Source organism: Nostoc sp. UIC 10630, assembly GCF_010747425.1.
Taxonomy (GTDB): domain Bacteria; phylum Cyanobacteriota; class Cyanobacteriia; order Cyanobacteriales; family Nostocaceae; genus Nostoc.
The window spans coordinates 67,634-83,610 of the sequence record NZ_JAAGOG010000011.1 but is presented as its reverse complement, the minus strand read 5'-3'; the positions used below and the strand labels follow the sequence as shown (position 1 = coordinate 83,610).

Sequence of the window (15,977 nt, the reverse complement as noted above, 5' to 3'; positions counted from 1 at the left end):
ATATTCATCTGTCAGGAAAATTATTTAACTATGTTTATTTTTAAAATTCCCTTAAAATTCATCTAAGCTATGTAATCACATAGCTCAAAACCTTATTTAGCTTCACAAAAACTATATGAGTCGCTATGAGGCGATTACATCTTTATCAGAAATTCATAATAATCCATAATTTCATATCAAATAAATATTGATTTTTTATCAAGAAGAATTCAGCATGAATTAAAGTCCTGGCGACTATAAGTCACGACTATACAGACAAAACCCACCTCCGTGGATTTGAAAGTTTTGATTTTTCATGTTTTCCGTGTAGGTAAACTTTGCTTGTGTAGTAGTGAACTATATTCACCTAATGCTTTTCAGAAATCGTTTTAAAATTACTGGTCTACAACGATTTAATGCCCACATCTATACTAAGCATTTTTCATGTATTTTGCGTATAAAAGCTTACTTTAATTATCCTGACTTCCTCTTCAATTTTTCCTGAAAAACCCGATTTTTCAAGATTGTCTTGACTGTTCAAAATGCTTCATTCCAAAATCGCAAATTAAATGAGAGAGATGCTAAATGTGATATCAACACGTTATAACAATGGCTAGCGATCCTATTTTATATGTTATAAAGCTCACAGAAATTCATGTTAGGCGGGAACTACTTTATGGAACCAGATAAGCTGGGCCGTTTTAAGGAGTACGGCGAATTCATCCTCCGAAAGATAGATTCTGTGCCCCAGCACCCTTCAAAACAAGAAGATTGGGTTCCAGCTAGTCTTGATGACTGTCTCCTACGTTTACGGTCAGCGGCCCAGAAAACTGTAGACCTGGCAACTTCACCTGTCAAAATTGGGGTGATGGGGGAATTCAGTAGTGGGAAAACTTTACTTTTAGGCAGTCTAATCGGATATGCAGATGCTTTACCAGTCAGTGAAAACCCTACTACAGGTAATGTTACCGCAATACACATCATCCCGCAAGACGACTTTGCAACTACCCAATTAAGTAATTTCACTGTAGAGTATCTTTCTCACGAAGGCGTACATGAGTGTCTACGCTTCATGCTAGGAGAAGCCCATAAACGCACGACAGCAGCAGGACTTCCTCCAATACCAGTATCGAAACTTAATTCTGGCAAAGATATTATTAGCTGGTGTGAAGAGGCTTGGAATAGTAGTAACAATTTGGAGCTACGTTATTTACTCCGGGAGTTGGTATTATTCCTGCGGGCTTATCAAGCTTATGGGGAAGTGATGTGTGGTGGGCACTACCAGATTGATGCTACCACCGCCCGCGAAGGGCTACAGCTGGTCGAACAGCCAATGGCAATCCAAAGTCTAAAATTTGAGGATTTACCTCCAGCGCATATCCGATTACCAAGTCCACCCCAGAGGCTACCAACAAAGTTATTGCAGAATAGCTTTCCACTCATCCGTCGCGTAGATATCGATGTGAAAATCTCACGGGAAATTTGGGATTTTACAGGTGCAGCGAAATTTATTCTCATCGACTTTCCAGGATTGGGGGCTGCTAATTCGGGAGCAAGGGATACCTTTTTGTCACTGCGAGAATTGGCAGAAGTACAAACAATTTTGGTATTGCTAAATGGTAAATCTCCTGGAAGCGATCGCGCCAATAAAATCTTTACCATGATGCAGCAGCAGCGACCAGGACAAGACCTAAAAGATTTAATTCTCGTAGGTGTGGGTCGCTTCGATCAACTCCCCCTAGACAGTGAAGGTGGCGAAAGAGAACTTGACCACCTAATTGAAGATAGCCATTTAAAAGAGGAAACCGTTTTCCAAAAACTCAAAGTTTTGCAAACTACCATCGATGGTGCAGAGGCATTTACAACCCAAAAAGACCGGATCGTTTTACTGTCGCCACTGTTGGGACTGGCTGAATTAGCAAAACGTTCTAGTACAGTCAAAGCAGGCTCACCAGATTTTTTGGCTAACTTGGACTATCCTGATTACCTAGATCGCTCTAAACGGCTACAAGATAAATGGGAGCTATTAAGTGAACGGCTGTTAGAGACCGATCCCCGCAGTAATTTAGGCAAACAGCTAGGTTACTTTGGTCAAGATGGGGGACTTAGTAAACTGCGGGAATTGATTCAAACCCACGTAGCGACTCATGGTTTGAAACAACTGTATGAAGATACTCGGAGATCGGCTGATGTTGTGAGCCAGCAACAAGATCACTTGAAGGACATCATAGATGAAATTCACGAGCAAGGAATCCCTACAGGAGACAGTCCCGCCTTTATCGAGTTGCGCTTTGTCGTCGAAAGCTTAGATAAAATCTACAGGAATTTTCAAAAAGATTTAGGGACAGAACCACTTAAAGATCGGCGCGGTGTTGTCGTCAGCGATGTAGTTAAAGACGAACTCACTTTTAGAATCCTCAATTGGAACCAGTGGACTTTACTCTTCAACAAAGCCAACAATGGAGCGATCGCTCTGGCAGAATCTAAAGGTGCAGCCGGGAAATTATTTGATCGGGGAAACCGTGTAAATACTTCTCTTCCAACTAAAAGCGATGATTTTTATCCAGTATTTGAAAAAACCGTTAAAGAAGTAGAAGATTTTGCCCGCGATCGCATTCATCAAGCCGTGGTAGATTTGTTGAACCAATTATCAAATTATGTCGCCCTAGAACGCGAACAATTGCAGGTATTTTTCCATCCAGATATGGAACAACAAATTGAAGAAAAATTTGGTTTTGAAGATGCCGATCTCTTTTACAAGTTATTACTAGGATGCGATCCTAACGAATGGAAAGAAGCAATTATTTCGGAAATTAGTAGTAAAGATAAAACAGTTGCACCTGAGACCATCTTTCCTCTAGCGCGTCAAGACGAGAAACACAACGTTGGTCAAATCTTTGACTGGGCACCAGAAAAAAGCCAAGGTTTATCTAGATCGAGCAATCACCAACTTTTAGTATTGCGGCTGCGAGATGAAATCACTGCTAGCGCTAGTCTCCATCTTGTACAGTATGTTAGCGAAGTTAATCAGCAAATTAATTCGGAAATAGCAGGCATTTTGGATCAAATTATTCCTAGTTTGCAAAACCTTTCAAAAAAAGAAACTTTGCTGAGATATTTGGCGGCTGGGGACTTACCAACTGAGATAGCAATTCCTACTTGGTTGCAGATTATTTCAGAACTTGCTGCTGTTTCTTACTTAGATGATTTGAGATAAGCTAACTCAGAAAGCGACTGATTGCGATCGGCTACGGTTATGAGGATGTATTTGTGAGACGTGATGCAATTTTTTATGCAATTTTTAAGCGTGTCCCAGGATTGTTTTTCGAGTTAGTAGAACAGCCACCAGCCGAAGCTAGTAGCTATCGCTTTGAATCAGTTGAAGTTAAAGAACCAACATTTCGCATTGATGGGGTATTTTTACCTCCACCTGATGCAACATCTCAAATGATCTTTTTTGCTGAGGTGCAATTCCAAAAGGATGAGTTACTGTACCATCGGTTTTTTTCAGAATCCATGCTGTATATGTATCGTAACCCATCGCTTTACGATGACTGGTACGGGGTAATTATTTTACAGTCTCGCAGCTTGGAACCGGAAAACACTACTATTCACAGATCGCTACTGAACAGTTCCCAAGTACAACGGATTTATTTAGATGAGTTAGGTAGCTCTGATGAGCAAAAAGTAGGTATCAGTTTGATGCAGTTGACTATTGCCTCAGATACTCAAATGGTGCAAGATGCGAAACGTTTAATAGAGCGGGTGCAACAAGAACAGATAACTGTTTTAGCTAAGGAGGAGATAATAGATGTAATCACAACGATTGCAGTTTATAAATTTGCCAACTTAAGTCGTGAAGAGGTAGAGGCTATGTTAGGAGTTAAGTTAGAAGAAACTAGAGTTTATCAAGAAGCGAAACAAGAGGGGATAGAACTAGGAGTACAACGAGGACGAGAACAAGTAAAACTTGAACTTGTACCTCAGTTTTTAGCTCTTGGTATGTCGATGGAAGAGGTTGCCCAATTACTTAATTTAACTATCGAACAAGTAAGACTTGCAACTGAGCAAGAATCTTCAACATCAACTTAATAACTGCCGTAATTTTCATAGCAATGCCTACTTTGGGCTACGCCTAGGCCCTTTCATATAAAAGCGTAGCCCACATAGATATCGCGCCAAATAAAAAGCCAGTGCTAAAGAGAATTAGTGGTACAAGACCAAAGATTCTCTAAATTTGTAATTTTATGATACAACATTACAGTTTTTAGCCAGGTATAAAACAAACAACAGAAAGTGATACTATAATGAACCCTTTTCAACTCAATAAATATAGCGATCGCGAACCAAGCGAGAAACAACAAAAAAGATTTCCCGGATGGTTTGCTTTAGATTTTGGCACATCGAACTCTACAGTTACACTGTTCGATCCGATTGAAGTACCGATCGCAGAAATTCTCCCAAAAGAACAAGAAATGCGGTTGCGCGATCGCTTATCACAATGGCTGAGTTCTCCCGCCTCAGTCGCTTTACCAGATGTCAGTGATGATGATTGGGCAAAGTTCATCACAGAAATTAGCAAAAACTTAGAGATAGATCCAAGAAAGTTGAGCGAAGTTTTTGAAAGTGACAATAAAGAGCGATTTTTGGAAGCAATTCGCCAAATTGAGCTTTCTTTAGGAAACAGCGAGAGGTTTCGCCGTGCTGTCAGCAAAAAACTTTACCAAATCTATCATGAGGTGTTCCGCGTCCCTACTCTAGAGTCGCAAAATCTGATCCCAGTTGTGCTGGATATCGATCGCCGCGATACGGAAATTCCCAGCGAGTTGGAAATTTCGCAGTTAGGGGACTTAAAACTGCGGATGGGTAGGGAAGCTAGAGATAACCGCAAAAAAGCGATCGCTCAAGGTACAAGCGGTTCTTTAAAGGAAATTATCAGCAGGTTTCACCATTCGCCCAAGCGCTATTTTGGCCAGGAGCGATCGTTTTCAGTTATTTTGGATGGTGAAGAAAAAATAATTACTGCAAATCAACTGATTCAATCTGCTTGGGCACATTTAATCGAGTTAACTGAAGATTATCGCCAACGCGCCCAACGCAGATTTTCAGAAGGAACTTTTTTGACAGCAGTTGTCACCTACCCCACTGTCGCCCCACCAGTTGTTCGCAAAGAAGTTAAGGAATTTGTTGAGCAATTGGGGATCGATGATGTCCAAACTGCTTATGATGAAGCCGTTTCTGTGGCAATATTCTTTTTATGGCGAGAATTTGGCGGTAATCTGAATATTGGCATCGAGTCATTCAAAACTCGTTGCCGTCAAGTAGGAAATAAATGGTCACAAAATGTCCTCGTTTTGGATATCGGCGGCGGAACCACAGACTTAGCTTTAATTGAACTGACTTTAGAAGATAAAACCCCAACTTTTGCTGATTATGAAGACCGGGGTTTAGGAGGACGTTACTATAAACTCACCCCCAAATTATTAGGTTCATCTGGTCATTTACAGTTAGGTGGTGAGTTAATTACGCTGCGGATTTTTAGATTATTAAAAGTTGCGATCGCAGACTTCTTATTGACAGCAGTAACAACAGGTGATATCGAAAGCGAAAAGCTAGAAGATTTAATTAGCTCTGAATTAAACGAGCGATTTTTAGAACAAGGTAAATTCAAAAGTGGTAGTCTTTTAAAATGTCTAGATAAAGAAAATCCAGAAGGTGATATTGCTTACAAAGATGCCCTAGATACTGCCGAGAAAGTATTACCCACTCGTTGGCAACAAACACCCCAACGCCTGCAATCCTTTTATATCCTGTGGGATCATGCAGAAGCAGCTAAACTTAAACTTGGGCAAAAACCACCAGCAGATAATTCTCTATTAACTTTCACACTTTCTGAGCAGCAAATTTCCGAACTGCTCACTCAAAGCGCCGTTAAATTGCAAGTCAAAGATCCAAATAGCATCTGTGTCACCCTAGATAACCATCAATTTGAACGAGCCGCCGTTGCAGGAATTAAAGAAGCGATCGGTATTGCTAAAGGATTGATGGAAAGTCGCTTACGTCCCGATGAGATCGCCAAAGATTCTTGGAATTCCCAAAAAGTTGATTGGTTAATTCTGTCTGGAAAAACTTGTAATTTAGATATAGTGCAGCGCCAAATCTACCAAGAATTTAGTAAGTCTCCATATTTTGTTTGGAATCCAGAACGAATTACCTTTGTCTTGGAATTTACCAAATTAGCAACCTCTGCTGGTGCTTGCTATGCTGAGAAGTTACGAAGATTAAGATTCGATCCAGAAGAGTCCAAAAGCTTGCTGCGTAAGGGAGCTAACCAGCTAGAAATTGATGTTAAAAATCTGTTTTATTATTTGCCTTGTAACTTCAAACGCAAAACTCAAAGTAACGATTTACTCACCATATTTAAAGCTGGACAAGAACTCTATCAACTCGCACCTTGGGAAACTGTCGCCAAAGTTCGGACTGCATGGCAAGGGATACAATTAACTAATATTATTTACCGTCAAGACTACGAGGATGGAGATTTACGACTATGGGGTAGCTTCGACGGCAAAAACCTCATGAATAAACTGGGAATGCAAGAAGCAGAGTTCCTGAAAAAAATTAAAGTCCAGTTTGAGATTGACCAAACCCTTGAGTTTAATGTGTTGCTTTGTCAAGGAAATCCCCATTATTTAATTGATATTCCTGGTATTGATTTGGAATCGGTAGTTTCAGAATATTCAGCGCTATTTACTGATGGTCAATTGAACTGGAATATTGCCGTGGAAGGCTTCAATAAAGATTTAAATGATGGTGATATTGCCGTCAATGTTATTGAGTCCGCAACTGTTGATCAACCAGATGCTTATCATCTTGTATTTGAAGTAGGAAATGATGGTAGTAAATTGTTCCAAAAATTTCACTATCTGCGTGATGGTGTGACGGAACCAGGAATTGGGTTAATTAGTAATCCCTTACCTCCTTTCCCGCAAACTGGCCAGCACACTTTCTATGTTTATCAAACAGATTCAGAAACTAACAGCAAAAAATGGATACGAATTGGCGCACTCAGCAAACCAGATGTGACAACAGATTACCCTTGCCAATATCGGGTAACTCTTGATGATCAAGGCATTCTGCGGATGCACGCTGGTGAAGTACCTTACTGGACATCAAACAGTCAGGAATGTCTAAAAGAAGAGGGATGCGTTTATCTTGCTGAATTAGAATTGCAGCCCAATGAAGTTGATAAAGAACGCGATCCATTTTGCGGTATACATTAAACCTCTGCGTTCCTCTGCGCTAACCTTTGCGTTCCTCTGCGTTGAAAAAAATTAAGATTTTTGAACGCAAAGGGGCGCGGAGTAAACGCAAAGGGGCGCAGAGGTTTGCCAAGTTTTATTCGCTACGAATCACATACATATAAGTAATATTTGGAGGTGAGATTCATGCAGCACTTGCGTCAATTATTAGAGGTAGAAAACTCAGAGTTAGCCCGGCTACTGCGGTTTAGTTTGTATGGACTAGAGGCTACTTTAAATCAGGCTCGCACAGAATTTCCACTAGATCCTGGATCTGAAATATGCGATGAGGTGCTGCAAGAAATTCATAACTTGTTGCAACCTGAACCCCCACAGCAAAATATTGGTTGGGAAGATGCGCCAGCTGATTTAAAACTCAGTCACCTGCGAGAAGCTTTCGATTCTGACTCAGAACTTAATTATTATCTAGGTAATTCCCAACTGCAAAGCACAACGGACTCAGATTTGTGGAATGAGATTCAACGCAAGCTGCTGCGAGTACCAGAAGATTTGGCTGCAACTTGGCGATCGCGCACTTTAGATTTAGCTCAAGAAGTTGGTGCGATCGCAGATAATTCTAACCTCTATCAACTTCCCTTTATCCGCGACGAAATTATCTACCCCGGACTTAGTGGTACTGTTCAAGCTCAGGGACTGACCTTGTATCAACAGGCACTTTCAACATCTAAAATTCCCCAAGGTAATGTATCCGATTTACCAGCAGCATTCCTATTTTTATATATGAATTTTATCGAAATAGACCCAGATTTACATCATGCTTTAAAGAGCGTTTTTAGCTTCGATGTCATTTCCTTACACTCTAAAGCGGAACAGCGCGATCAATATATTGATGCTTTAAGCGATCGCTTCCAACGCACCCAAAAAGCAGAGAAAAACACTGATCCCCTGTCAATTCTCCGTGCTTGGATTGACATGGATGAAGCGATACATTCCTTAGTATTTGTACCACCGGCTGAACGCTATTCTTGGTGGGGAAAGCTACAACATGAATCACGGCGCATCCTGAAGAAAGTCGCTGACGAAGCTATTAATGCAGGTAATGAAGTGCGAATTCGCCAATTGTCGGGACTTTATGCGGATATCTGTGCTTCATCCAAAGATGATCTACAACTAGACTGTGGTGGTATTCCTGGCGAAGTATTAACTTGTCTGCGAGTATATGCGCGAATTAATCAGGAAGAATCCCCAGGCCGTGTAATATTTCGCTCATCACGGTAAGAGAATTTCCCCATAAAGGAAAGGCAGACGATTTTACGAATCGCTGCCTTACCCGATCATCTAATGAAGCTATAAAAACGTTTAAATCTATAGAATGCCCCAGAAGTGTAAAATCCCTTGACCAGAAAAGACTTCAAGCGCAACAGCAGATAAAAAACCAATCATTGCAAAACGACCGTTCCAGTTTTCGCTCTGAGGAGTGAAGCCCCAGCGCAAAGCATTGGGATCTTGTGAAACTGAAGGCGTAGTCTTTTTAACGTCTGCCATAAATAATACTCCGAGCTTTTATGTTGTAACAGTTATAACTGCCTGTAAAGTAATGTAACAGGTTTTTAAGGGAATGCAACATAAACTCTAAATAAAATTTATTAGCAAATATTACGGGTACGTAATTTTATATTAGACGGTTTGCGATCGCTTAACTTATTTCTCACCAATTTTCTGGGAATAATGTTTAAAAGGGCTAAAATTCAATTTCTGTAAAATTTTAGATAAATAAAAATGGCAATACCTGATTATCAAAAGATAATGCTTCCGTTGCTTCAATATGCACTTGATGGTCAAGAACACTCTATGAGAGAGGTCATTGGAGCTTTAGCCGACCAATTTAATTTAAGTGAAGACGAACGAAGAGAATTATTACCTAGCGGTCAACAACCATTATTTGATAATCGGGTAGGATGGGCAAGAACATATTTAAAAAAAGCAGGTTTATTAGCAACCCCAAAAAGAGGATATTTTGAGATTACCGAAGAAGGTATAAACGTAGCTGGGCAATCTAAAAAAGATATAAATATTCAGTTTCTTAGCCAATTCCCTGATTTTGTTAACTTTAATAATTCCAAAAAGCAAGATGACAAAGTTAGTTCTGAACTTGACGAAATCTCAGAAAAAACTCCACAAGAATCTATAGAATTAGGGTATCAAAAAATCCGTAAGGAATTGGAAATAGATTTGATTAACCGAATTAAAAATATTTCGCCAGATTTTTTTGAAAGACTTGTTATCGATTTACTTATCAAAATGGGATATGGAGGCTCAAGGCGTGATGCTGGTAAAGCAATTGGAAAGAGTGGTGATGGTGGTATTGATGGTATAATTAAAGAAGATAAATTAGGATTAGATGTTGTTTATATCTAAGCGAAGAGATGGGATACTAATGTTATAAGTAGACCAGAAATCCAAAAATTTGTTGGTGCATTATATGGACAAAGGGCAAAAAAAGGAGTGTTTATTACAACTTCTAATTTTACTCAAGATGCAAAAAATTATGTGTTGGGAATAGATATAAAGGTTGTCTTGATAGATGGTCAAGAATTAGCACAATTGATGATTGACAATAATGTAGGAGTATCAGCAGTATCAGTTTATGAAATAAAAAAGATAGATTCAGACTATTTTACAGATACTTAAATATTATTTTTTATTAACTTAAATGTAACATTTATACGAATTATGCTCAAAAGTCCTCTGCGATATCCTGGTGGTAAGTCAAAAGCAATAAATCAGATAGTTGAATACTTGCCAGAGAGCTTTTCGGAATTTCGAGAGCCTTTTGTAGGTGGTGGTTCTGTATTTATTTATTTAAGACAAAAGTTTCCTCATATTAAGATTTGGATTAATGATTTAAACTGCGAGCTTTTCTTATTCTGGAAATTTGCCCAATCTGATATAGCTCAGTTAGTTAAAGAAATTCGGCATATTAAAGTCAAATATAAAGATGGTAAATTACTCTTTACAGAATTAGCTAGTGTAGATGTCAAGAGTTTATCTGATTTAGAAAGAGCAGTTCGGTTTTTCGTACTCAATAGAATTACTTTTTCAGGAACTGTAGAATCAGGTGGTTTTTCCCAAGAAGCTTTTCATAAAAGATTTACTGATTCTTCAATAGAACGATTAGAAAAGTTAGAAAATATTCTATCAGAAAATGTCCAAATTACTAATTTGGATTACAGCCACCTATTAAAGCCAGAAGGGGAAGATGTATTTTTATTTTTAGACCCACCATATTTTAGTGCTACAAAATCAAAGCTATATGGTAAAGACGGTAACTTACACACTTCTTTTGAACATCAGAGATTTGCTGAACTTTTGCAACAATGTCATCATCGCTGGCTAATTACCTATGACAACTCAACGCAAATTCTAGAAAATTTCCAATGGGCTAATATCTCAGAATGGGAATTACAGTATGGCATGAATAACTATAAGCAGAGTGGTGCAGCTAAAGGAAAAGAATTATTTATTACTAACTATGAAGTTAAACTTTATTTGGATAAAAAAGCAAAAAATCAGAAACTTGTTAATCCAGATTTGCAGTTGAGCCTTGATATTTCAACCTAACTTTAATAGCAACCAATTTTCCGGTAGTATAGCTCCCATACCCTTCAACCTAGCTACACCTACCAAACTACAAACCTTAGCTATGACAACTTTTCCAATCTCTGCTCAAGAATCGTCTGTTAGCTGGTATATGTTACTGCAACAATTAATAGATGGCCAATCCTTATCTCGTACTCAAGCTGCTGAATTGATGCAAGGTTGGCTCAGTGAAGCGGTTCCCCCAGAGTTATCAGGGGCTATTTTAACAGCGCTGAACTTTAGAGGCATTTCTGCCGATGAGTTAACCGGCATGGCTGAAGTATTACAATCTCAATTAAAACTAGGGACTGGGCAAGAATCTACCCAATCCCTAATCCCTAATCCCCAATCCCCAATCCCCCTAATAGATACCTGTGGAACTGGTGGAGATGGTTCATCAACCTTTAATATTTCTACAGCCGTTGCATTTGTAGCCGCAGCATCTGGTGTACCAGTCGCTAAACACGGCAATCGTTCAGCTTCAAGTCTTACGGGGAGCGCAGATGTTTTAGAAGCCTTGGGTGTAAACTTAGGTGCATCCAGTGACAAGGTGCAAGCCGCACTACAAGAGGTGGGGATCACTTTCTTGTTTGCACCTGGTTGGCATCCAGCACTTAAAGCAGTTGCCCAATTGCGGCGGACTCTCAGGGTACGAACGGTGTTTAATTTGCTGGGGCCATTAGTAAATCCTTTACGTCCCACTGGGCAAGTGGTGGGGTTATTTACTCCTAAGCTTTTGGCAACAGTTGCTCAAGCATTAAACAATTTGGGTAAGGAAAAGGCGATTGTTTTGCACGGGCGAGAAAAACTTGATGAGGCTGGGTTAGGAGATGAAACTGACTTAGCGGTTTTATCAGATGGAGAAGTGCAGGTAACTACCATTAATCCCCTAGATTTGGATCTAACACCTGCCCCCATAGGTATGCTTCGGGGTGGCGATGTCCAAGAAAATGCAGTAATTCTCAAGGCGGTACTCCAAGGTAAGGGGACTCAGGCACAACAAGATGCTGTTGCCTTAAATGCATCGTTGGCGCTGCAAGTAGCAGGTACGATCGCACTCCTCGACCACGCCCAAGGGATTAAAATCGCTAAGGATATCCTACAAAGCGGGGCAGCTTGGACGAAGTTGGAGCAGTTAGTTGAGTTTCTGGGGAATTGATTTGCGATCGCGATTGCGGGCGAAATTCTACGACATTACGTTTGATGGTGACATCATAGTTGCCAAAAAAGTCATGGCCTAAAAGTCCAGTTTCTAGTTCCGCACCTGCGATCGCTACTGGTACTTTATTCACTATTACCCCACCAAGTGCCATCGAATTAACATAGCCCACAGGGAATTCTACAGCCCTAGAACTTGCGGTATTTGCCTTAGCTCTCCCTACTGTCACGATTCCCAAAGCATTGGCCATCTGTTGGGTGATGACAGTGCCACTGGCTCCCGTATCCACAATCATCTCAAATTGTCGGTGTCCATTGAAAGTGACTTCGACAATCGGCGTTCCACCAATCCGCCTTTTAATCGGGGCTGTAAATACCTGCTGATCTGGAATTACTACTGCTGATGAGGGCAAAGCTGGCTCTGTTGGTAATGGCTTTATTTCTTGTGGAGGCGAGGTATACTTTGGTGTAATTGTTGTTTGGGGAACCACAACCACTATCCTCTTCGGTTCGGCAAGACGCACAGGCCGAGGAGTAGCTTGTTGTTGGGCATATTTAATTTGGCGGCGATATTCAGTGATTTTGGTTTGAGCGATCGCAAATTCTGGGCTTTGTCGCCGGACTCTTTGCATCAGCGCGATCGCATCCTGGTACTGATTCGCCACCAAAATCCAATCACCTGGAGATTGAGCAGAACGGCTGATACTCCAAGCGCCAACCGCTTTATCTAGCCCCTGTTCAAAAAGGCTTGGTTCGCTTTCAGACGGCTCTAGCGGCTGTACTTCTGGGGTAACTGCTGGTGTTGGTGATTCAACGGCAGGTTCTACTGATGCCAAATCCCCAATTGGCGAGGGTTGCTCATTGCCACCAGTCACAGTGTTCCGTTTGTCTTCACTACAGGCAACACACAAAACCGCAAGAGCGCTTGATACTAAAATTAGGGTTGCACGGGATAAAAAAGACTGAAGCATAATTAATTTTAACCGCCCAAGCTTTGTCAAATCCACTCCCGCCACTTTAAATTCCCAATTTAATTTTAATTAACTATCCAAAAAACTCCTAATTGCTCAACTCATGGGATAATTAACAATCGCAGTATTGAAGAATGGGAAATGGGGAATAGCCAATGGGGAAGAGTTTAGTACCAGCCCAATCCCCAATTCCCAATTCCCAATTCCCAATTCCCAATTCCCCAATTTACTATGCCCCTGACTGACGCAATACCTGCTTTACTTGTCTTGGCAGATGGAACTACTTATCGCGGTTGGTCTTTCGGTGCGACGGGAACCGCGATCGGAGAAGTGGTGTTTAACACTGGCATGACCGGCTATCAAGAAGTTCTGACTGACCCTAGTTACTGCGGTCAGATTGTCATTTTTACCTATCCTGAATTAGGCAATACTGGTATTAATCTTGAAGATGAGGAATCAGATGGCCCCCAGGTGCGGGGTGCGATCGCCCGGAATATTTGTCAACGACCAAGTAACTGGCGATCGACACAATCCTTACCAGACTACCTCAAACAAAATCAAGTACCAGGGATCTACGGCATCGATACCCGCGCCCTCACCCGCAAAATTCGGATGTTTGGAGCCATGAACGGTGGCATTTCCACAACCATTCTCGATGAGGCAGAATTGCTAGAACAGGTACAGGCGGCTCCCAACATGGCGGGATTGAATCTGGTTCGCGAAGTCACCACATCAACGGCTTATGAATGGTCAGATCCCACAATTCCAGCTTGGGAATTCAACTGTGAGGCTGCGGAAAATCTTGGAGAAGCCTTTACCGTTGTTGCCCTTGACTTTGGCGTAAAACGCAACATTTTGCGTCGCTTAGTAAGTTACGGTTGTCGGGTAATTGTTGTGCCTGCTGATACGCCACCAGAAGAAATCCTCAATTACAATCCAGATGGTGTGTTTCTTTCTAATGGGCCGGGCGACCCGGCTGCCGTCACTGGAGGGATTGCAACTGCCAAAGCGCTTTTGTTAAGTCAAAAACCCATTTTTGGTATTTGCATGGGGCATCAAATTTTAGGTCATGCATTAGGGGCAGAAACCTATAAACTAAAATTTGGTCATCGTGGTTTAAATCAGCCTGCGGGTTTACAACAACGGGTAGAAATTACCAGCCAAAACCATAGTTTTGCTATTGACCCAGATTCTTTGCCTACGGCAGTTGTGGAAATTAGCCATCTGAACCTAAACGATCGCACCATTGCCGGGGTACGTCACAAATCTCTACCTGTATTCTCTGTACAGTATCACCCAGAAGCCAGTCCTGGCCCACACGATGCCGATTACTTGTTTGAGCAATTTGTTCAAGCCATGCAAGCAGCACGTCAAGCCGCAACAGCCGAGGTTAAGTAAAAATGGGGAATGGGTACTAGCTAGGGACTAAGAAAAAGTTTTTCAATGCCCAATACCCAATGCCCCAAAAGATTGTAGACAACTTGCTCAAAAACCATCTATACTTGAGCGTTCACTTTAACTCATGAGGAGGGAATTATTGCTGAGCCACTGAATCTAACCGTTAGCCTGAGGGGTACTCGTGAAGTCCGGGATAACTGCCAGCTATTCCGCCTCACAGGTTTGTTAGATGCCTTTTCTGAACCCACATTTCGCAAAGTGCTTGGTAGCAAGATTGAAGAGGGCCCTAAGCACATTATTTTGGATCTCTCACAAATCGACTTTATTGATAGCTCTGGCTTGGGCGCTCTGGTGCAGCTAGCCAAGCAGGCTCAAACTGCTGAAGGCACTTTGCAAATTGTCACGAATGCCCGCGTAACTCAAACAGTCAAGCTTGTTCGTCTAGAGAAGTTTCTCTCCCTGCAAAAATCAGTTGAAGAAGCTCTAGAAAACGTCAAGTAGTCTTGGTTGCTTGAACCGAGAGACTAATTCAGCTATCCAGATTCAACATTGGGTAGCTTAATTTTTAAAACTTCTGGCAGAAAACCTCTCTCCTTGTGGGAGAGGCAATAAGCCAGTTGCGCTATTATTATATTTAAAGTAGAGCAATCAAAAAAATATATATACCAAGTGATTGCTGTGTAATCGCTTACTAGAACATTCGGATAAATAACCAAGTCTGAAAAAGTTGTAAAAAATACAAATTTAGCAGATTTGTCTATAGATAAACTTGACTTGATACTGTATAGTTAAAAATTGTCACTTACTAAGTAAGCATAGCAATGCTATCTAGTAACGGGGTTCTATTTGATGTTCAGATTTTACCCTATCTTAGACACAGGCTACAAGAAGTAGGCGAAATTTGGTTTACAAGGCGTTGACATCAGGGTGATTTTAAATGCCAACTCTCAATCAAAAAGATGAAATTAAAAAGTAACTTTGATAGTATTGATTATGCTAAGTATACTATCATGGCATACTTCAGAAAAATCAGTCTTTGCGAAGAATGCCTGCCAAATCTAGCCCGTCAAGGAATGATTTATTTGTGAAGTCACAGGAGGAAGAGCTATTAGATGGACAAGATCAAACTCCCAAGCAGAGTTTATCTTGGACTGAAGCACTCTTGGCAACCACAGGGCCATTCCAACAGATTTCCCTCTCACAAGTGCAACAAATTTCTCCTACTGCTTTAGCATATTTGGGGGATGCAATTTATGAGTTGTATGTTAGAATGTTCTATCTGCTGCCATTGCAGCGGTCAGGAATTTACCATAGTCTGGTAGTGGAGCAGGTAAGGGCAGAAACACAAGCGCTACATTTGCGATCGCTAACTCCTCATCTGAGGGACACCGAATTAGAAATTGTCCGACGGGGTAGAAACGCCGCGACAGGCCGCCCTAAGCGACTTAATCCCGAAATTTATCAACAGGCAACTAGTCTAGAAACCCTAATAGGCTATTTATATCTCACCGATTACCAGCGTCTAACCGAACTGTTGCAAATGCTTCATGTAGAAAAAGGGTGAAAACTC

General features: G+C 41.0%; 11 protein-coding genes and 1 pseudogene. 10 read left to right on the top strand and 2 right to left on the bottom strand.

What is annotated here, in order from left to right:
- Positions 1 to 655: 655 nt before the first annotated feature.
- The 4 genes from G1O98_RS05365 to G1O98_RS05350 all read left to right on the top strand — a co-directional run bounded on the left by G1O98_RS05365 (position 656) and on the right by G1O98_RS05350 (position 8,519).
- Positions 656 to 3,196, top strand: a complete 2,541-nt coding sequence (locus G1O98_RS05365; RefSeq protein WP_163927613.1) for a proteasome protein — start codon at positions 656 to 658, stop codon at positions 3,194 to 3,196.
- Between the two features lie 53 nt (positions 3,197 to 3,249).
- Positions 3,250 to 4,071: an Rpn family recombination-promoting nuclease/putative transposase gene (locus G1O98_RS05360; RefSeq protein WP_163927612.1), complete on the top strand. Its 822-nt coding sequence runs from the start codon at positions 3,250 to 3,252 to the stop codon at positions 4,069 to 4,071.
- Positions 4,072 to 4,286: 215 nt separating this feature from the next.
- Positions 4,287 to 7,262 (top strand): molecular chaperone, encoded by a 2,976-nt coding sequence (locus G1O98_RS05355; RefSeq protein WP_243458346.1) that lies wholly within the window; start codon positions 4,287 to 4,289, stop codon positions 7,260 to 7,262.
- Positions 7,263 to 7,427: 165 nt separating this feature from the next.
- Positions 7,428 to 8,519 (top strand): hypothetical protein, encoded by a 1,092-nt coding sequence (locus G1O98_RS05350; protein WP_163927611.1) that lies wholly within the window; start codon positions 7,428 to 7,430, stop codon positions 8,517 to 8,519.
- A gap of 87 nt (positions 8,520 to 8,606) precedes the next feature.
- Here G1O98_RS05350 and G1O98_RS05345 read toward each other — a convergent pair whose 3' ends face one another.
- Entirely contained in the window at positions 8,607 to 8,786 is a 180-nt protein-coding gene (locus G1O98_RS05345; protein ID WP_114083171.1) for a high light inducible protein, read from the bottom strand.
- A gap of 234 nt (positions 8,787 to 9,020) precedes the next feature.
- On the opposite strand from G1O98_RS05345, the pseudogene G1O98_RS05340 reads away from it, so the two are divergent.
- From G1O98_RS05340 to trpD, 3 genes and pseudogenes are all read left to right on the top strand, one after another.
- Positions 9,021 to 9,932: pseudogene (locus G1O98_RS05340) on the top strand (restriction endonuclease).
- 42 nt (positions 9,933 to 9,974) lie between these two features.
- The gene (locus tag G1O98_RS05335; protein ID WP_163927610.1) at positions 9,975 to 10,862 is read left to right on the top strand and encodes a DNA adenine methylase; all 888 of its coding nucleotides are present in this window, start codon (positions 9,975 to 9,977) and stop codon (positions 10,860 to 10,862) included.
- An 82-nt stretch (positions 10,863 to 10,944) separates the two neighbouring features.
- Positions 10,945 to 12,039 carry an anthranilate phosphoribosyltransferase gene (trpD, locus tag G1O98_RS05330; protein ID WP_163927609.1) on the top strand — a complete coding sequence of 365 codons (1,095 nt, stop codon included), beginning with the start codon at positions 10,945 to 10,947 and terminating at the stop codon, positions 12,037 to 12,039.
- Here trpD and G1O98_RS05325 read toward each other — a convergent pair.
- Positions 11,969 to 13,009, bottom strand: a complete 1,041-nt coding sequence (locus G1O98_RS05325) for a retropepsin-like aspartic protease (protein WP_163927608.1) — start codon at positions 13,007 to 13,009, stop codon at positions 11,969 to 11,971. The genes trpD and G1O98_RS05325 overlap by 71 nt on opposite strands.
- A gap of 231 nt (positions 13,010 to 13,240) precedes the next feature.
- Here G1O98_RS05325 and carA point away from each other — a divergent pair, with 231 nt between their 5' ends.
- The 3 genes from carA to G1O98_RS05310 all read left to right on the top strand — a co-directional run bounded on the left by carA (position 13,241) and on the right by G1O98_RS05310 (position 15,971).
- Positions 13,241 to 14,407, top strand: coding sequence for a glutamine-hydrolyzing carbamoyl-phosphate synthase small subunit (carA, locus tag G1O98_RS05320; RefSeq protein ID WP_012407939.1), 1,167 nt, complete (start codon positions 13,241 to 13,243; stop codon positions 14,405 to 14,407).
- Between the two features lie 135 nt (positions 14,408 to 14,542).
- A complete protein-coding gene (locus G1O98_RS05315) occupies positions 14,543 to 14,908 on the top strand; it encodes an STAS domain-containing protein (RefSeq protein ID WP_083782327.1) in 366 nt (121 codons plus the stop codon).
- 583 nt (positions 14,909 to 15,491) lie between these two features.
- Positions 15,492 to 15,971: a ribonuclease III domain-containing protein gene (locus tag G1O98_RS05310; protein ID WP_179075199.1), complete on the top strand. Its 480-nt coding sequence runs from the start codon at positions 15,492 to 15,494 to the stop codon at positions 15,969 to 15,971.
- The last annotated feature ends 6 nt before the right edge of the window (positions 15,972 to 15,977 follow it).